Origin of the sequence: Psychrobacter frigidicola, assembly GCF_007997305.1 — a bacterium.
GTDB classification, from domain to species: domain Bacteria; phylum Pseudomonadota; class Gammaproteobacteria; order Pseudomonadales; family Moraxellaceae; genus Psychrobacter; species Psychrobacter frigidicola.
This window is the reverse complement of sequence record NZ_VORZ01000001.1, coordinates 1,245,392-1,263,201: the sequence shown is the minus strand read 5'-3', so window position 1 is coordinate 1,263,201 and position 17,810 is coordinate 1,245,392. Positions and strand designations below refer to the sequence as shown.

The 17,810-nt window shown below is 42.1% G+C and carries 14 protein-coding genes; 7 read left to right on the top strand and 7 right to left on the bottom strand.

Features of this window, described 5'->3' with window-relative positions:
• Window positions 1-189: 189 nt before the first annotated feature.
• Window positions 190-1,599 carry a cytochrome c oxidase accessory protein CcoG gene (gene ccoG, locus ES754_RS05100; RefSeq protein ID WP_147222639.1) on the bottom strand — a complete coding sequence of 470 codons (1,410 nt, stop codon included), beginning with the start codon at window positions 1,597-1,599 and terminating at the stop codon, window positions 190-192.
• 422 nt (window positions 1,600-2,021) lie between these two features.
• On the opposite strand from ccoG, the gene ES754_RS05095 reads away from it, so the two are divergent.
• Entirely contained in the window at window positions 2,022-2,780 is a 759-nt protein-coding gene (locus ES754_RS05095) for an IS5 family transposase (RefSeq protein WP_147222637.1), read from the top strand.
• 128 nt (window positions 2,781-2,908) lie between these two features.
• On the opposite strand, the gene ccoP is transcribed toward ES754_RS05095, so the two are convergent.
• The 4 genes from ccoP to ccoN are packed head-to-tail and all read right to left on the bottom strand — an operon-like array spanning window position 2,909 to window position 6,368.
• Window positions 2,909-4,060, bottom strand: a complete 1,152-nt coding sequence (gene ccoP, locus ES754_RS05090; RefSeq protein ID WP_147222635.1) for a cytochrome-c oxidase, cbb3-type subunit III — start codon at window positions 4,058-4,060, stop codon at window positions 2,909-2,911.
• Window positions 4,057-4,239 carry a cbb3-type cytochrome oxidase subunit 3 gene (locus ES754_RS05085; RefSeq protein ID WP_147222633.1) on the bottom strand — a complete coding sequence of 61 codons (183 nt, stop codon included), beginning with the start codon at window positions 4,237-4,239 and terminating at the stop codon, window positions 4,057-4,059. The genes ccoP and ES754_RS05085 overlap by 4 nt, the downstream gene beginning before the upstream one ends.
• Window positions 4,239-4,877: a cytochrome-c oxidase, cbb3-type subunit II gene (gene ccoO / locus ES754_RS05080; protein WP_147222631.1), complete on the bottom strand. Its 639-nt coding sequence runs from the start codon at window positions 4,875-4,877 to the stop codon at window positions 4,239-4,241. Before ccoO ends, ES754_RS05085 begins: the two co-directional genes overlap by 1 nt.
• A 9-nt stretch (window positions 4,878-4,886) precedes the next feature.
• Window positions 4,887-6,368 carry a cytochrome-c oxidase, cbb3-type subunit I gene (gene ccoN, locus ES754_RS05075; RefSeq protein WP_147222629.1) on the bottom strand — a complete coding sequence of 494 codons (1,482 nt, stop codon included), beginning with the start codon at window positions 6,366-6,368 and terminating at the stop codon, window positions 4,887-4,889.
• A 1,185-nt stretch (window positions 6,369-7,553) separates the two neighbouring features.
• Between ccoN and ES754_RS05070 the strand changes: the two genes are divergently transcribed.
• The gene (locus tag ES754_RS05070; RefSeq protein WP_147222627.1) at window positions 7,554-7,943 is read left to right on the top strand and encodes an SCP2 sterol-binding domain-containing protein; all 390 of its coding nucleotides are present in this window, start codon (window positions 7,554-7,556) and stop codon (window positions 7,941-7,943) included.
• A 146-nt stretch (window positions 7,944-8,089) separates the two neighbouring features.
• On the opposite strand, the gene ES754_RS05065 is transcribed toward ES754_RS05070, so the two are convergent.
• Window positions 8,090-9,055 (bottom strand): hypothetical protein, encoded by a 966-nt coding sequence (locus ES754_RS05065; protein ID WP_147222625.1) that lies wholly within the window; start codon window positions 9,053-9,055, stop codon window positions 8,090-8,092.
• Between the two features lie 438 nt (window positions 9,056-9,493).
• On the opposite strand from ES754_RS05065, the gene ES754_RS05060 reads away from it, so the two are divergent.
• Complete coding sequence (locus tag ES754_RS05060) at window positions 9,494-10,732, top strand: lipoprotein-releasing ABC transporter permease subunit (RefSeq protein ID WP_147222623.1); 1,239 nt, start codon at window positions 9,494-9,496, stop codon at window positions 10,730-10,732.
• An 86-nt stretch (window positions 10,733-10,818) separates the two neighbouring features.
• On the top strand, window positions 10,819-11,499 hold the full coding sequence (lolD, locus tag ES754_RS05055; protein ID WP_147222621.1) for a lipoprotein-releasing ABC transporter ATP-binding protein LolD: 681 nt from the start codon (window positions 10,819-10,821) through the stop codon (window positions 11,497-11,499).
• A gap of 64 nt (window positions 11,500-11,563) precedes the next feature.
• Here lolD and ES754_RS05050 read toward each other — a convergent pair whose 3' ends face one another.
• Complete coding sequence (locus tag ES754_RS05050) at window positions 11,564-12,277, bottom strand: DUF2062 domain-containing protein (RefSeq protein ID WP_227677667.1); 714 nt, start codon at window positions 12,275-12,277, stop codon at window positions 11,564-11,566.
• A 222-nt stretch (window positions 12,278-12,499) separates the two neighbouring features.
• On the opposite strand from ES754_RS05050, the gene ES754_RS05045 reads away from it, so the two are divergent.
• The 3 genes from ES754_RS05045 to ES754_RS05035 all read left to right on the top strand — a co-directional run bounded on the left by ES754_RS05045 (window position 12,500) and on the right by ES754_RS05035 (window position 17,753).
• A complete protein-coding gene (locus ES754_RS05045; protein ID WP_227677669.1) occupies window positions 12,500-15,472 on the top strand; it encodes a ComEC/Rec2 family competence protein in 2,973 nt (990 codons plus the stop codon).
• A 201-nt stretch (window positions 15,473-15,673) separates the two neighbouring features.
• On the top strand, window positions 15,674-16,735 hold the full coding sequence (gene sppA, locus ES754_RS05040; RefSeq protein WP_147222617.1) for a signal peptide peptidase SppA: 1,062 nt from the start codon (window positions 15,674-15,676) through the stop codon (window positions 16,733-16,735).
• Between the two features lie 136 nt (window positions 16,736-16,871).
• Complete coding sequence (locus tag ES754_RS05035; RefSeq protein ID WP_147222615.1) at window positions 16,872-17,753, top strand: alpha/beta fold hydrolase; 882 nt, start codon at window positions 16,872-16,874, stop codon at window positions 17,751-17,753.
• The last annotated feature ends 57 nt before the right edge of the window (window positions 17,754-17,810 follow it).

Sequence of the window (17,810 nt, the reverse complement as noted above, 5' to 3'; positions counted from 1 at the left end):
CTATTTATTAAACATCTATTTAATGTATCAACTTATAAACTTAGCCGCCAAATGCTGCTCGTTCAATGATAATTAATAATCATAGTCAGTATAGCTTGATTTGTGAGGGACTGCATCTGCTAAGTGTCTGATAAACAAACACTTAACAGAAAGCTGATCTGTTTTAAAGGAGTTATGTTCTTTAAGCACCTATTGACCTTGAGTAGTAAAGATATTTTGCTTACTCACTTTGTATTTACCATCTTCACTCACTACATTTAACGTAACGGGTGTCTGTACTTCCGTAATAACTGCGGGGTCACCTTGAATACTTACTGACATATCGAAGCTTTCACCAGGATCTAAGGGTACATCGTTGAAACGCAGTTGTAAGCTCAAGCCATCTTGTGCCGCTAAAGTGATTTTATAAGTGTGTGCTTCCTGAGTTTTATTGGTGAGCTTAACGACATAGCTGTTTTCGATCATACCTTGAGCATTGGTTGATGACAGCTGGTTACGGTCACGGCGTATATCAATCTCTAACGGTACACGATCAGCCAAGGCGTATATAACACCACCGCATAACACCGCAAGTAAGGTTAGATAAGCAAATAAACGCGGGCTGAGTACGCGAGTAGCTTCTTTTTCAGCCAATTGCCGCTCTGTGGTATAACGAATTAGACCACGTGGATAGCCAACTTTATCCATAATCTCATTACAGGCATCGACACAGGCAGCGCACTGAATACAGGCCACTTGCAGACCATCTCGAATGTCGATTCCAGTAGGGCAGACCTGTACGCACATCTGACATTCTATACAATCACCTAAGTTATCAGGGTGGGTGCCTTTTTTACGAGCACCGCGAGGCTCACCGCGGTCATAATCATAAGACACGACAAGGGTATCTTTATCAAACATCACACTCTGGAAACGGCCATAGGGACAGATTTGAATACACATCTGTTCACGCATATAGCCCGCATTCACATAAGTAGAAAAAGCAAAAATAAACACTGCAACCCATATCCACGTTGACCAATCAGGAAACGGAATAAATCCTATCATCTGCCAACTTTGGTATATGGTATCTGTGCCCGATACATAACTGACGAACGTAGTGGCCGTAATCATCGAGAATATGAACCAAATAAAATAAACTAAAAAGCGCTTAAAAGCTTTATTAGCGCTCATCGGCTGTTTATCGAACTTAATACGCTTATTACGGTCGCCAATCACCAATTTCTCAACGTATTGGAACATATGCGTCCAAATCGTTTGTGGACACGCATAGCCGCACCACACCCGCCCCGCATATACGGTCACCATGAATAAGGTGAAGGCGGCAATAAGCGCAAATGCTGCAATAAAGTAAAAATCTTGGGTTAAGAAGGTCATACCAAAAATATAGTAATGCTGAGATGGAACATCAAACCAAATTGCCTGCCGACCGTTATAGCGCAGCCACGGTAAAATCAGAAACAATGCCAAAAATGCATACATACTGATAACACGGATATTTTGATAAAATCCTGTGATGAATCTAGGATGAATACGTTTTTTGGTGGCGTTAAGGTCGACTTCAATAACAGGAATTCGATTAGGTTGTGGTGCTGACATAAACTTGCCTCTTTAAAAAAAGAATCAGTCTGCTGGCATGGGTAACAATCACTTATTGTAAAAATAAGAGGCGGGAGGTTACGCTGTTATCAATGTCAGTAAGTAGTGGAATTCTTGTACATAATAAATACCAATATGGTTCCAACTACTGAATGAGCGATTATAAATAACTGGTTTTAGTGGTCATCATTTTAGCATTCGCTTTCACATAAGTGGGGTGATAATCTAGAAAAACAATCATTATATGAATATAAATAGCGATAGCTAGCCTCTATTCCGTCTAACATCTACGTATTACTATTTAAAAAGTATGAATATTTACCTAAGAACACCAGGGGCTGTATAGAATTGGGAAATAGTTGAAAAAAATAAGCAACGCCTTACACTCTTGTTTACCACAACAAAGAGAAAAGGCGTCACTTATGACTCGTACCATGCTCACTGATGAACAATGGAAAAAGCTGTTTTATATATTGCGACAAATCAACATATATAACAAGCCCAATCTAAGACGAACCGTTGAAGCGATGCTGTACCGCATCCGTATTGGCTGTCCTTGGCGAGATTTACCTGCCTATTTTGGCAAGTGGTCTGCTATATATCACCAATACCGCTATTGGCGTAAAACGGGTAAATGGCAGCAACTGATGACTATAGTGACCGCAGACTATGATAGCGAATGGTTATTTATAGATGGTAGCGTGGTAAAAGCACATCAGCACAGTATAGGCGCTGCCAGCGGTTGTGATGAAGCCATCGGCACCAGCGTTGCTGGTAATAGTAGCAAGTTGCATCTAATGGTCGATGCCTGTGGTAATCCTGTCCATGTTGAGCTGACAGGAGGACAGGTACATGATTCTAAAATGGCTAACAGGCTGATTAAAAGTACCATTAAAAAAGAGACTAAGGCGGTTGTCGCAGATAGAGGCTATGACAGTAGCAATATCAGAGAGTGTATCTTTGAACACGGTGCTGAATCAGTCATACCGGTTAAGTCAAATTCAAAAAGCAACAATGATACGCTAGATTGGTATTTATATCGCTGTCGCCACTTGGTAGAAAACGCCTTTGCTAGGTTAAAACACTTCAGAGGCATTGCCACACGCTATGATAAGCTCAAAGACAGTTATGAGGCTGCTGTTATTCTAGCTTGTGTCTTTATTTGGCTGCCGCTGATTTGAATTCTATACAGCCCCTAAGCGAGTTTTTTTAAATAAAAAAGGAGAACTGTAATGACAGCTCTCCTTTTTTTAAATTGTAATATCCTATGATTCAGCTATTTACTAAGTCGTAATGAACTACAGACTTATTAAGTAGCAGGAGTCGCTGCAGGTGCTGCTGCTTTTGGTGCAGTAGTATTTGCAGGTATTGAAGCATTAGCTGTTTGAGCACCTCGGTCTGATAATGAGTAAACATAAGCTACAACCAACATAATACGCTCGTTACCTAACTTAGTTTCCCATTCAGGCATAACACCGGCTCTACCGTAACGTAAAGTATTACGTACTGTTTCGCGTTCGCCACCATATAGCCAGATATTATCAGTTAAGTTTGGCGCACCTGCTGAAATCATACCTTTACCATCTTTATCGTGGCACAGTGCACAATTCTGCTGAAAGATAGGTCCGCCTTGCGCGACTAAATTTTTGTCAAGCTCACCATTATTTTTATCGCCATTATTAGTAGATAATGATAAAACGTACTCTGATGCTGCTCGCACACCATCTTCACCGATTTGATCACGCCATGCTGGCATACCCCCAACCCTACCTTTATGTAGCGTGGTTAAAAGATTAGTTGCTTCTCCACCATATAGCCAGTCGTTATCAGTCAAGTTAGGATAGCCAGTTGCGCCTTTAGCGTTAGAGCCATGACACACCGAACAGTTCTGTAAGAACAAACGGCTACCGACTTTTAATGCATTCGGGTTTTCAGCAAGCTTTTCGATGTAAGGAGCAAGTTCTGCGGTTTTCTCATCAATCTGAGTTTGCAAATCTGCAGGAGGTGACTCACTACGACGCATGGTTGCTTGCATTTCAGCTAAGCTTGCTAAGGTCTTAGTAGCACCGCTTGCGTCCGCGTTTGCCAAAATGCTTTTTTCAAAGTTATCAGTGAATACTTTATTATTACTTTCTAGATCACTATTTAACTCATTGTGAGAGGTCCAAGGTACCGTTTTGCCATCAATTTCTACGGTTGCGATACCATCCCAGTGTTTTGGAAACACAGCCGGGAAAAATATCCAATAAGCAATGCCCCAAATAATTGAGCCAAAAAATATCACCAACCACCATTTAGGCAGCGGCTTATCGTATTCTCGGATACCGTCATAGTCATGACCTGTTGTGCCGTCTTCTTCTACTTCTGGTTTATATTTTAATACCATTAGTAAGACACCAAGGATACCCGCCCAACACATGAAACTTAGTACGGTAATCCAAGTACTCCAAAAAAATGTCATCGTTCGTCCTTATTGCGCTGCTCGTCAGACAAGGTCTCTATATCCTCGTCATCAAGCGCAAGTTGTGCATCTTCTTCGAAGCGTTTTTTGTTTTTTGGCGAATACGCCCACCATGCAACGCCTACGAAGGCCACAAAGGCAGAAACGGTCGCAATTGTTTGTAATTCACCAATACCCATTAGCGCTGTCCTTCCATTGCAGTACCTAGCTGTTGAAGATAGGCAACCAAAGCATCAAGTTCAGTTGCGCCTAGAACAGCATCAGGAGCGCCGTCAATATCTTCTTCAGTGTAAGGCACCCCAAAACGGTCCCGGAATAGACGCATTTTGGTCTGTATGTTTGAGCCATTGACTTCATTCTTAGCAAGCCAAGGGAAACCGGGCATCACCGACTCAGGTACTAATGACCGTGGGTTAATGAGATGTTGCTTTTGCCAGTCTTCAGAGTAACGTCCACCAACCCGGGCTAGATCAGGTCCAGTACGCTTAGATCCCCATAAAAATGGATGATCCCACGTGGACTCAGCAGCACGCGAGTACGGTCCATAACGCTCTACTTCTGCGCGCAGAGGGCGAACCATCTGAGTGTGACAAACGTGACAACCTTCACGGATATAGATATCACGACCTTCAAACTCAAGCGCGGTCCAAGGTTCCATAGCAGGTAGGGGAGCGTTCACCCCACCTTCTTCAGGACCTTTTTGATCGTATATCAGCGGGACAATCTCAACGAGGGTTGCAAAGCTAATAGCGATAACGATACCGATGACCAACAAGCCTGTATTTTTTTCAATAATTTCATGCGGTGTACCAGCCATGATCGTTCCTTATACTTTAGCTGTCGAGATTTGATCGACACTAGGTTCATGATCAGTTGGATCAGCAATATTTACAGGCTTACCTTCTGGCATTTTGAGCGTTTTATAAACGTTATATGCCATAACGAACATACCTGATACATAAAGCAAACCACCAAACGCACGACCAATATATGGGAAATGCGAGAACTCAACGGTATCAACGAAGCTATATACTAAGGTACCATCAGGGTTTGTAGCTAGCCACATCATGCCCTGGCCAATACCTGAGATCCACATTGATACGATATAAAAGATGGTACCCGCAGTTGCCAACCAGAAATGCGTTGTAATCAAGCTGATGGAATACATTTTTGGTTTATTATAGATACGTGGTAACAGTACATATAGCGAACCAATGGTAATCATACCAACCCAGCCAAGTGCACCTGAGTGTACGTGACCAACTGTCCAATCTGTATTATGAGACAGTGCGTTGACCGTTTTGATTGACATCATTGGGCCTTCGAACGTCGACATTGCATAGAATGATAATGCCACAATCATAAAGCGAATAATCGGGTCAGTACGCAGCTTATCCCAGCTACCTGATAAGGTAAGAACACCGTTAATCATACCGCCCCAAGATGGCGCGAATAGGATAATAGAGAACACCATTGCTAGAGACTGCGTCCAATCTGGAAGCGCTGAATAATGCAGATGGTGACCACCTGCCCACATATAAGAAGCAATCAATGCCCAAAAGTGAACGATAGACAGACGGTAAGAATAGATGGGACGACCAATCTGTACTGGGACAAAGTAATACATCATCCCTAAGAACGCTGCCGTTAGATAAAAGCCTACTGCGTTATGTCCGTACCACCACTGCACCATCGCATCAGTTGCACCGCCAAATAGAGAGTAAGACTTAAATGCACTAACAGGAATTGCCATACTATTGACGATATGTAGTAAAGCAATCGTAATAATAAAGGCCGCAAAGAACCAGTTAGCGACATAGATATGAGATGTTTTACGCTTGATGAGTGTACCGAAGAACACAATGGCATAAGAAATCCATACCAAAGCAATCAAAATATCGATCGGCCATTCAAGCTCAGCATATTCTTTGGTCGAGGTTAAACCTAAAGGAAGCGTGATTACGGCTGAAACGATAACTGCCTGCCAGCCCCAAAAGGTAAACCATGCTAAGTAAGGCGCAAATAACCTCGTTTTACAGGTACGCTGAACGATATAGTAAGACGTTGCGAACAGGGCAGAACCACCGAACGCAAAAATAACAGCATTAGTATGCAATGGTCTGAGACGACCAAACGATAACCATGCAATATCAAAATTAAGTGCTGGCCATGCCAATTGCGAAGCAATGAACACACCAAGACCCATGCCGACGATGCCCCATACTACCGCCATAATCGTAAAAAATCGTATGATAGTGATTTCATACTCACGGTCGACAGGGGCGACTGCTGTGTTTTGTAAACTCATTGGATGATTCCTTTACAGCCCGAATTATCAACAGAATTAACTAAATCCCCACGATATCTATGCTACAACTCTCGAACAAGAGTGTCATCTCACGACCGTGGCACATACTACTGTCCAAATTGCTTATCATCGTAACGGTTTATTAACTATCAGTTTAGGTTGTCGCTGATTATCAGCTATTGCAGATGAGTCCACTGCGCTAAACCAGCACGGCGCTTACTGCTAAACGGGAATTGGATAATTAATACATCGTTAAGGTTAATAAGGAAATGCGCCGTCTCCAAGTACTGAATGTGTATTCATACTCATATAAGACCTTAAGGACTAACATCTATTTGATTGACCATATTGTTCGTTAATCATAAAGTTATGTTAGCAGCGACTGACAAAAAGCATGTTTACGTAATGTTTAGTTAAAACTACCGACTCTGTTTAAGGTATTGTAACGCAATATTAAGCAAATATCATCAGAACTATGCGCCAAAATACAAACTCTTTGGTAATTAATGGGGTCTACAACCTTTACTCATAGCGTAAAAAATCAGTTGTAAACTCTTAAATTTGTTGTGAATATAAAAAATATACATCTTATATAAAGGTAATACGCGCTAAAAGCACTTAACACTATTAATCTGCTAATTATGGTTTCAGTAATATAACTTACTAACATAATGTTAACACTATTATTAACTCATAATACGCTTATAAGGGGTAGATGTTAAGACAAAAATGATTAGATCACGTTGATGTGGCATAGTTATTGTTTTTATACGCTCATATATCTATAAGTTTCTAAGCATAAGAGAGGCTAACGGCACTTATCATAACAAAAAATACTGACATATCAATACAATAAACAAGGGATTGCTCTAACAAAGAGATATTACGCTAAGCACAATCTTTAACAGAAGATATTAATTGCCTGAAGAAACTTTCTTATAGGTAGTCTAAATATGAAAATTTGTTACAATTTCGCAAGTACTGGTTGTTTTGGGTTTTACTTATTTTGAAACAGCGCCATAATAAGGCTCGCCAACATTGCTCGCTGATTTTTATACTATTTCCAGCAGAGAATGTTCACATACTTTTAAATAGTAATTCTTTTAATAATAGTGATAACAACATTGATGCCGCCACTTACCATAGGGGTATGCATTATGATTAATAATCACCAAGGATAATAATATGGCAGTTTTTCTAACAGACGAATGGTTCGAGCAAGTTGCAGAATTTGGTAAGGAAGCTGGTGAGCTGAATTTACCACCTGCATTGGCTGATATGGTCATCAACTTAAAGGTTGCTGATGGCGAGCAAAATATCCAAGCAAACTTTTCAGACGGTTTGTTACATCGTGACTTGAATAGTAATGCGACTACTACGTTGCTGCTTGATCGTGAGACCTTGCAATCTATAATCACTGATTTTGATATGAACGAGATTATGGGTGCCTTTATGGGTGGTCAGATTCGCGTTGAGGGTGATATGTCACAGCTCATGGCGCTACAGACCGCACGCCCAAGCCCAGAGCAAAAAGAGCTGTTCAAACGTATTCGTTCAGAGACGACTATGGCTTAATACGCTTAAAGAGGTATTGCCTATTCACGATAGCGTAGTAAAAAGCCCCTAATTGTATTAGGGGCTTTTTCAGGTTTGAAGTGATTTAATTTTAAAACTGCGTTGATTATTCAGTTATAAAGGTATTTATATTAGCTGGCTTTTGGCTAATCTTCCGATGGTACTGCAGTCTGATTTTCTTTATAAATGGCTGCCTGTAGCCAAATATTAGCTTGGACATAGTCATTGACTTGAATGGCTTTAGTACCTGCTGTACTCATTGCACCCATCCGCACTACGAATGGAGTGGTGTCTTGCTCACGCAATATCACAACGTCAAATAAAATGATAGGTTTGCCATTAAACAATGTTTCTTGTTTGCCTAATACTTGCCCTTGACACCATGCTTCATCTTCTTGGCCTAAGGTATCGCCGAATAAATAGGCACACATATCACCTAAATTAATTTCTACTGGCTCCATCTGCTCTTTAGTGGTTGGTTGCCAGTCTTTAATCTGTTCTTGGAGATCATTTGGCACTTTACCATCATTAGCCGCGACAATATCGTTGAAGGCGCGATGATAACGAATGGCCTCGACGTCCTCAACCATGATGACTTCATTTTGCTCACTGTTAGTAATCTCATGCGCCCATGCGCTAAAGTTCACAAAGTAAGGGGTATTTTGTTGGTATAAATGCTGATTCGCCGTATAAAGCTGATCAAAAGCATAAATAATGCTGCCATCAGTCGTGCGTAATCGTAGTACCGCATCATGAGTATTTTCATTAACAATCACACGTTCAATGCGGCAGTTCAGACCATAAGGGCCGTTGACACAGGGATAGGCGTTAATGAAACATTCTGGCTTGCCATCTTTCATCGCGAGGACCTGATTGATATGGCAGGGCTGGTCTTCTGATAGCAATATACGATTGTCTTTCGAGCTCACATTGCCATTGAGACCTTTGGGCATTGCCGCCTTTTCAATCATTTGTTGTAACCACTGCGGCACATCATGACTCATATCGTCGGTTAAAATGCGCCAATGATCAGCATGACCAGCAGTTTGCTCGTCGGTTAACGTGACTTTAGTAGGAGCTTGTATATTTTTATATTGATAATTAATGGCCATGAAGATACTCAAAATTAAGTCAGCTATGAGGTTTGGAGGCTAAACTGTCAATGCTTATATGACAGCCAATGTATGAAAACGATTGGTCTATAATAAATAACAGCATTAACAATAAAGGGTCAGCAAACGACAAGGGTGGGTTAATGACAATTGTCCCTAGCCTATAATATATAGGTATTGAAGTAACTAATAGCAAGCCCCACATAAAAAAATAATAACACAGCAGAGCGTTTTATTAGAAAATACGTGCAGTTCTTATTAATGAATGGCACATGTTAGATAAATTGTGTCAAACTATCTTCCTTTTGCCAGTCCAGCTACATTACCAACTATGTAAAGAGTTAGTAATGTAGTGTTGCTGTCTAAAACCATATTTATGTGCCCGATGGCTTGATGGCCTATATAAAGGGTTGCATAGATAAGATAAAGAGTTTGAATATGTTTCGTCCTTTAGCGTTGTTTATTGGTCTACGGTACACTCGAGCAGAGCGCAGTAACCGCTTTATCTCTTTTATATCGCTGATTTCGATGATAGGTTTGACCCTTGGGGTTGCGGTATTAATCACGGTTTTATCTGTGATGAATGGTTTTGATCGCGAGCTGAAAACTCGTATTTTAGGTATGGTACCGCAAGCGACGGTGAGTGCTGCTGAGGTCATTGGCGACTGGAAACAGTTGGCTGATCGAATCAAAGAAGAAGATCCAGAAGTGGCGGCCGTTGCTCCTTTCATCCAGCTGCAAGGTATGTTGACGTCAAACGGTCAAGTAGCCGGAATTATGGTCACTGGTATCGAGCCTGAATATGAAAAGAAAGTCTCAATTATTAATGACCATATGACTGAAGGCAGTATTGATACGCTAAAAAGCGGTGATTTCAGCATTGTGCTTGGTGAGGAGATGGTGCAGTCACTTGGGTTAACCATTGGTGATAAAGTAACGTTAGTGCTGCCGGAAGCGTCGCCGTCACCTGCCGGCGTGATACCGCGCTTTAAGCGTTTTACCTTAACCGGTATTTTTAGTATCAGCCCAGAAGTTGACAGCTTGATGGCCTTTATTCCAATGGAAGATGCCGCTAAATTACTGCGTCTGCCGGAAGGAGCGCAAGGCATTCGCCTGAAACTTAATGATATCTTTACTGCGCCGATTGCAGCACAAAAAGCGGCGGCAATTGCGCCCGACTATTTGTATCCGAACGACTGGACGCAAACTCATGGCAACCTATTTGGCGCAATACAAATGGAAAAAGCGATGGTTGGCTTGCTGTTGTTTCTGATTATTTTGGTCGCTGCCTTCAATATTGTCTCAAGCTTAGTAATGCTAGTTACCGATAAAAAAGCAGATATTGCCATCTTAAAAACTTTTGGTGCCTCTCCACGCTTGATTACGCAAATATTTATGGTTCAAGGGGTGGTCATTGGTTTTATTGGTACTATCGCTGGTACGATATTGGGCGTCATATTTGCGCTAACTATTAGTGATATTTTAGGATGGATTAACCAAAGCTTTGGTCTGAATTTATTTGATGCTTATTTCATTAATTATCTGCCATCGCAGTTACGCTTGGTTGATGTGGTGTTGATTACGGGTGCCTCTTTCATCTTAAGTTTTTTGGCAACTATTTATCCAGCCCGCCGAGCAGCCAAAATCCAGCCAGCCCAGACCTTACGCTATGAGTAAATAATTGTTTATTTAGCTCAGGGTTGTGACTTTTTAAATTAGCTGTTATCGAATAGCGGTTATGAAATACGAATAAAGGAAGCGCTATGTCTGCCATCTTAGAGGCGAGCAATATTAGTAAGATATATGATGAAGGGGCGGTACGTACACAGGTATTAACTGGTCTAGATATGACGGTCAATGCAGGTGAGCGCATTGCTATTGTTGGTACGAGCGGCTCGGGCAAAAGTACTTTGCTACATTTGCTGGGCGGTCTTGATACACCTACTAGTGGTGAGGTATGGCTACATGGCAAGTGTCTGAATCATATGAATGAAACTGAACGCGGGGCGATGCGCAATCAGTACTTAGGATTTATTTATCAGTTCCATCATCTGTTAGCAGAATTTACAGCGGTAGAAAATGTTGCTATGCCACTATTGATGCGTCCGAAAGTATCTACAACGGATGCCCGTAAGCAAGCGATTGAGCTGCTGGAGAATGTAGGCTTGGGTCATCGCTTAGACCACAGACCGGGCGAATTATCAGGCGGTGAGCGTCAACGGGTAGCGATTGCCCGTGCGTTGGTGACGAAGCCGTCGCTGATTTTAGCGGATGAACCAACGGGTAACTTAGACTATGATAACGCGCAAAGTGTCTTTGGATTGCTCTCAGAGTTACAGAGTACCATGCAAACTGCGTTATTGATGGTCACCCATGATCGTAATTTGGCGGCACTTGCTGATCGGCAACTGTTGCTACGTAATGGACATTGGGAAACCTATTAATAAATCGCTGGCTTTAATTGAGTGGTGTTGAAGCCGTCAATTTGTTTATTGAAACTCATGTGCCTTATAGCTGCTTAGGTGGTTTTTTAGTAGCCTCTTGCTGACGTTTTTGCCAACTGATAATCGTTTTATAACGCCAAATTACTTTAAATGCTAATCCGCTAATAATACTGGTAATGATTGCCAGTATTATTAGACCCAAACAAAACGCTGATAACGAGACCGTACCACGATAGGTAATAAATGGATTGGCACCTTCTGCTAATATCCATAAGCTAAAGTCAGATATCATCCTGCCGATCAGTCGCAAACTAATCATTGGCACATCGAGAATCTTAGCGCCCACATAGTAGGCTGCATAAAAGACGGGTAGGGTAGTAACTGGGTTAGTGATCCACGTTAATCCAAGCGCCATCGGGACATTAGCTCGAAAAATAAGCGCACCGATTAACGCCAGTAACATCTGTCCTGGGAGCGGAAAAAATGCGCTGAGCACGCCGATATAAACCGCCTTATTCAAGCTATGACGATTAAATTGCCACAAACGTGGATCGGCTAGAAGTGGCGCCAATAGCTTTAAAGAGCGACTTTCTAATATTTTTTCGGGTGTGGGTAGGAGGTTTTTAAGTGTTTTTTTGGGCACAGGCTCGCCTTTACTCTTTGGATACAATTCGCTCAGCATGACGCCAGTGGCTAGTATCCAAACTATATTGTCAGTGATATTATTATCGATAATAGAGGGGTAACATGCGACAAAATCAATGCTTATTGATGCCACATAATATTTATTTAGTATAGGGTAATCTAATGACGAATGCTATTGCTAGGCGTAATGTGGGCTAACATTACAACAGTCATTTTTAAAAATATCATTACGCTCATTTTAATGAGAGTACATGATTAAGAATAACTATTATTGAGCCTTTAAAGCATCATATTTTAGACCATCAAGCAAGGAGTGCTGGTGTACGGGTTGATTGGTACTCTCATAATAATTATTATGATAGGCGCGTTGGCAGTCGCCACTAGTGTAGGATTACCAGACAGTGATTTACTGGTCAGCATGAGTGCTTTTTCGCTTGTGCCGCTTATCCTTATTATTGTCGCCATTGTCTTAATAATGATTACTCAGCGTAGAGCATTGTCTTATATCCCTGCCAGCTCTACTGTTTCTCGCCACACCTCATCTATTTTTCATTTCCCCCTAAAGATCGTCCATTATTTGCTTATAGCGCTACTAATTATCATGTTGCTTATAGGTAGTGCATGGCAAGCATTGAGCCAGCATCAGCAGGCAGAAGCTGCGAAAATTACTGAGACCATGCGTGTACAAGCTTGGGTAACTATCGAAGGTATTAGCGACAGCGTTTATGACCCTGAAACCAATAGTGGCTATCGGCAAGTAGCCCTATTACGGTCGATTTCGCCTTTGGTTTCGGACTTGACGGCACAAGATTTAAATGTGGCTACGGATAAGTATGTGGCTGCGCAAACTCAAACTAGCCTAGTAAAAAATAAGAATGAAGACAAACAATATCGCATTTTACTCAATGCCTATCCTAAACATAATAAAAATGATACTAAACTTACCGGTTTAAATAATTTGAAACCGGGTGATCAGTTATTGATGACCCTAACGCTTGCGCCGCTAAAAACATCACAAGAAGTTATTAATAATTCGTCAGGCTTTGACAGTTATCGCTGGTTGCGTGCGCGTCATATTGATGGTGTGGCCAATGTAATCGCAACCGGCTCTCCAATTAACACCACCACTAATTCGTCGATGATGATGATGACGTCCTCAGACTCTTATTTACAGCGTTTGCGGGTCACTATTGACCAAGGGCGCTGGCAACTACGTCAGCATTTTTATCGAGAGTGGGCGCGGCAACCTGATGCCCAGCAGCAAGCTAATGCGGTAACGCTGAGCTTGTTAACCGGCGACCGCAGTCTTATCAATCATGACACTAAAGACTTATATCAGCTGTCTGGAATCTCGCATTTGCTAGCTATTTCTGGTACCCATGTACTGTTTTTAGCCATTGTGCTGGCAGGTTTAGTCACGCTATTGATTGATAGGAAATGGTCATTACTATATCGGACTATCCCGCGTTGGCAAGTACGCTGGTGGGTGATGATTGGCGCGGCTTTTATATATGCCTTATTTACAGGGTTTGATGTGCCGGCAGCGCGAACAGCGTGGATGCTACTGGCGATAGGATTGGTAAGGTTGACCTTATTACCAATTAGTACGATACGAGTATTATTGGCGCTAGCCATATTGATGGCATGGTTTGACCCTTATGTATTATGGCAAGCAGGCTACTGGTTGTCCTTTATCGCTGTGGCGCTCCTGCTAAAATATGATGATTCGTTACAATTACAGAATAAAAACGTTTCTAGAGATTGGCAGCAACCTCAGGATTTTATTAGTGAAAAATCCAACTTGCCTCACAAAAAGCTGTGGTTACTGTTCAAAAGGATATTCAAGCTGCAATGTTGGTTATTTATAGCGTTATTACCCGTCAGTTTATTGTTGTTTGGTAAGGTCTCATTATGGGGTCTGGTGATTAATCTATTTGCCATTGGTTTGTTTGGCTGGGTGATTGTGCCGCTGAATTTGCTGGCTGGACTTTGTTATTTAATATTACCACCAGTCGCTGATAGTATTTGGGCCGTGGTGAGTACTATCGTTGCCAACTTGCATGAATTAATGGCGTGGCTGACAGCGCTACCCGCGCTCAAAGGCGCATGGCTGTATACGCCTATTAATACAGGCATATTACTAATGGCACTATTAGTCATGCTGCCGTGGTTGCTACCGCGTGGACTTATCAGTCGCTGGTTAGTATTACCTCCTTTAATGCTACTGATGATGACGATTTATGCCAATCAGCAAGCGTTGACACTGACACCCACGTTATATGTTCTGCCTACAGGCGACCGTTATGTAACCGCTGCTTTACTACAGTATCCTATTAATAATGACGAAATTAGTAATGGTAATGGTAAGCTTAATAAAGAGAATGAACTTGAGAGTTCACTCGTGTCAGGTAGTGTTAGCTGGTTATTCTTAGCAGATCATCGTCCAAATGGTACGCGCACTATGCCAAGCTCGTTAACAGCTGAACAGTTATCTGCGACGCTAGAGCAGCAGCTTCGTACCTTATCTGTTAGTCGTTTAGAAGGTATTGTGGTACAGACCAGCGTAGCGACATTGACCAGCCCTTTAGCCAATAGCTTGCCAAATAAAAAATCTAAAGAAAAAAGTATAGCCTTGTCACCTGAGCTGTTGCCAATGACGGTGGCACAATTAGTCCAAAGCATGCCAGTCAGTCGCTATTGGCAGGCGGGACGTAGTGAACGTTGGTCAACACGGCAGCAAACTTACCTAACTAACAACCCATCTAAAACTAAAACCTTAATAAGTGCGCAACGCTGCGAGTTAGGTAAAACGTGGCAGCTGCCAAGCGGCGACTTAACACTAGAAGCCGTAACCGGCTGGCCTACCATCGACGATAACAGCGTTTGGGATTGCGCACTGGCTATTGACAGCCGTTCACTCATACAGGTTGTACAATATAATGCCACTAATCCGCAGCAGTCTGCAAAGTTGACTGCTCAAAAATTAGAGTCGTCCATCACGCCACCAAAAGCAAGTATAAATAAAACTTTAAAGGCAGCAAGACTAGAAAATCGACAAATCAATCAACCAACCAAATCCTCTCAATCGCGCCTTATTCTTGATGCTAGCACTCATCCTCGTGTTTGGGAGTTGTGGTCATTGTTATGTGAAGCGAAGCCATTTGCCATTAATAGTGGTTTGGATAATTCAACAATGTGGTTAAGTCATAGCGCATCGCAGGTATCTGCTGATATATTAACGGCGCAGCATACAGATGAGGTCATAACTTATGATAACGAACCTTTAGAAGCTGCGTTGTCCCTTGGGACTGAAACTCAAGTTGATTGAATAGATGAAAATAATCTAGAAAAACCATTTCATTTCATAGTTTATGGGCTTCTACTATTGAACCCTAACTGAAATACCACCATACTTAGCAGCTAACGAATTTAAATAGATATTACGGTGAGAAGGGGAGTTTTCTTGCTGTATTTATTTTTTATATGTTCTTTTTTATTGTTTTAGATTGTTTCTAACTTAGGAAGTTATATGCCCAACTGGCCACCAGACCCTAATAAACGCTCTGATAATTCGTCAAACCAGCCAGCGCCAATACAACCGCTGCCACCAAGCCAGCCAAGTGGACAAGAATGGCGACTGATCGAAAACACTCTATTAGCCAGTGTGGTAGAGCAGCGTCGAGCGCGGCGTTGGAGTATCTTTTTTAAATTGCTGACTTTCGGTTATCTTTTATTCATCGTGTTGGCTTTGGGTCGCGGTTGTACGAGCAAGACTCCGGCGGGCTTAGAAGGTATCGATACCAGTAAACCACATTTAGCGGTGGTTGAGCTACAAGGTACGATCAGTAATAGTGACAAAGCCAATGCTTATGATGTCAGTAAAGCGCTGACTCGTGCCTTTGAAAATAGCAATTCCAAAGCGGTAGCCCTAGATATTAATTCACCGGGTGGCTCGCCTGTGCAGTCGGATGAAATCTGGCAGACGATGATGGATTTGCGCAAAAAATATCCTGATAAAAAGCTCTATGCGGTTATTGGTGATATTGGTGCTTCTGGCGCTTATTATATTGCGTCTGCAGCTGACGAGATTTATGTTAATCCATCAAGCTTGGTCGGCTCTATTGGTGTCATTATGCCAAGCTATAACATCGAAGGGCTGATGGATAAAGTGGGCGTGAAAGACCGTACCATTACCGCTGGTGAGTATAAAGATATCTTAAGCTTGACGCGTCCGCTAACGGATTATGAAGAGCAACATGTTGAAAAAGTGCTGGCCAATACTCATAAGCACTTTATTAATGCGGTGAAGCAAGGTCGCGGCGACCGTCTCAAAAACCCAGAAGAAAATAAACTGTTCACAGGTTTATTCTGGACAGGAGAGCAGTCAATTGCCTTAGGTTTAGCGGATAAAACGGGCAGTATTGCCAGTTTAGAGAAGCAACTCAAACTTAAAACAGTAGTGAACTATACGCCGATGGATCCGTTCCAGTTCTTTATGGACCGCTTTGCTGTTAAAATGGGTGCAGGTATTGGCTCAAGTATCAATCTTGATTTATTACCACAAGAAGACAGCAACTCGCAGATGCGCTAGCCTTAGAGCTTTCAATTTAGTAGCTGCTTAATAACGTTATCACAAAGACTGAGTCCTGCATAATGGCTCAGTCTTATTTTTTATTATCTGTTAATTTGTTTCAATAAGTGTCAATCAAAACCCGTGAGAATAAGCCATGAGTGTTATCAATTCGCAAACTTTTTCGTCGCTGCCTGTATCCCAAAAAACCCAAAAACCTGTGATACATTTCGCTCATGCCAATGGGATGCCAAGCGCGGTCTATGAGGATTTTTTTGCGAGTTTAGCAGAGCTTTTTACTATAGAAGCTATTCCGATGTTGGGCGGCAACCCTGATTATCCGGTTGATAATCACTGGCGCAGTTTAACGCAGCAAATAATCGACAGTGTAGAGCGTACTTGTCAGCAGCACGGCGTCGCGCAAGTGGTAGCCGTTGGACATTCATTGGGTGCCATGTGTACCCTACAGGCGTTATATCGTGCGCCTCAGTATTTTAGCCAAGCCGTATTGCTCGATCCCCCTTGGATTTACGGTAAGACCAGTTTGCTATGGCATTTAGCTAAGACGGCTGACCGTCTGCCGCTGATGAACAATCGCTTAATGGATAAGCTGTCGCCTGCAGGTATCTCTAAATACCGCCGTGATGTTTGGGACAGTCGCGAGGATGCCTATGATAAGCTGCGCCATAAAGGGTTTTTTAAACATTTTGATGAGCGTAGTTTTCAGGGTTATATCAAGCACGCTTTACATGAGCGCGCAGATGGTAAAGTGACGTTAGCAATTCCTAAGGTTAATGAGGTCGCGGTATTCCGTACCAATCCGTCTTGGTATTGGCTAGTACCGAACCGTGCGCCTAAGTTGCCTGTAACCTTGGTTATTGGCGAAGACAGTGTGTTTTTAAAACAGCGTTTTCCGCAACAAATCAATGCGCGTTTGGGTATCAAGTATGAAACCCATACAGGCGGTCATATGTTTCCACTTGAGCATCCAGAGTCAGTATCAGCACGAGTATTGAACCTAATTGCCCAGCAACTTTAAAATTGGATCATGAATAATCATGGTTGTTTTTAAAACACGAGTTAAACATATCTTGCC

What these genes read in the sequence shown, in the direction of transcription:
- ccoG (WP_147222639.1), bottom strand. Translation starts at nt 1,599, where the DNA reads ATGTCAGCACCACAACCTAATCGAATTCCTGTTATTGAAGTCGACCTT.
- ES754_RS05095 (WP_147222637.1), top strand. Translation starts at nt 2,022, where the DNA reads ATGACTCGTACCATGCTCACTGATGAACAATGGAAAAAGCTGTTTTAT.
- ccoP (WP_147222635.1), bottom strand. Translation starts at nt 4,060, where the DNA reads ATGACATTTTTTTGGAGTACTTGGATTACCGTACTAAGTTTCATGTGT.
- ES754_RS05085 (WP_147222633.1), bottom strand. Translation starts at nt 4,239, where the DNA reads ATGGGTATTGGTGAATTACAAACAATTGCGACCGTTTCTGCCTTTGTG.
- ccoO (WP_147222631.1), bottom strand. Translation starts at nt 4,877, where the DNA reads ATGGCTGGTACACCGCATGAAATTATTGAAAAAAATACAGGCTTGTTG.
- ccoN (WP_147222629.1), bottom strand. Translation starts at nt 6,368, where the DNA reads ATGAGTTTACAAAACACAGCAGTCGCCCCTGTCGACCGTGAGTATGAA.
- ES754_RS05070 (WP_147222627.1), top strand. Translation starts at nt 7,554, where the DNA reads ATGGCAGTTTTTCTAACAGACGAATGGTTCGAGCAAGTTGCAGAATTT.
- ES754_RS05065 (WP_147222625.1), bottom strand. Translation starts at nt 9,055, where the DNA reads ATGGCCATTAATTATCAATATAAAAATATACAAGCTCCTACTAAAGTC.
- ES754_RS05060 (WP_147222623.1), top strand. Translation starts at nt 9,494, where the DNA reads ATGTTTCGTCCTTTAGCGTTGTTTATTGGTCTACGGTACACTCGAGCA.
- lolD (WP_147222621.1), top strand. Translation starts at nt 10,819, where the DNA reads ATGTCTGCCATCTTAGAGGCGAGCAATATTAGTAAGATATATGATGAA.
- ES754_RS05045 (WP_227677669.1), top strand. Translation starts at nt 12,500, where the DNA reads ATGATAGGCGCGTTGGCAGTCGCCACTAGTGTAGGATTACCAGACAGT.
- sppA (WP_147222617.1), top strand. Translation starts at nt 15,674, where the DNA reads ATGCCCAACTGGCCACCAGACCCTAATAAACGCTCTGATAATTCGTCA.
- ES754_RS05035 (WP_147222615.1), top strand. Translation starts at nt 16,872, where the DNA reads ATGAGTGTTATCAATTCGCAAACTTTTTCGTCGCTGCCTGTATCCCAA.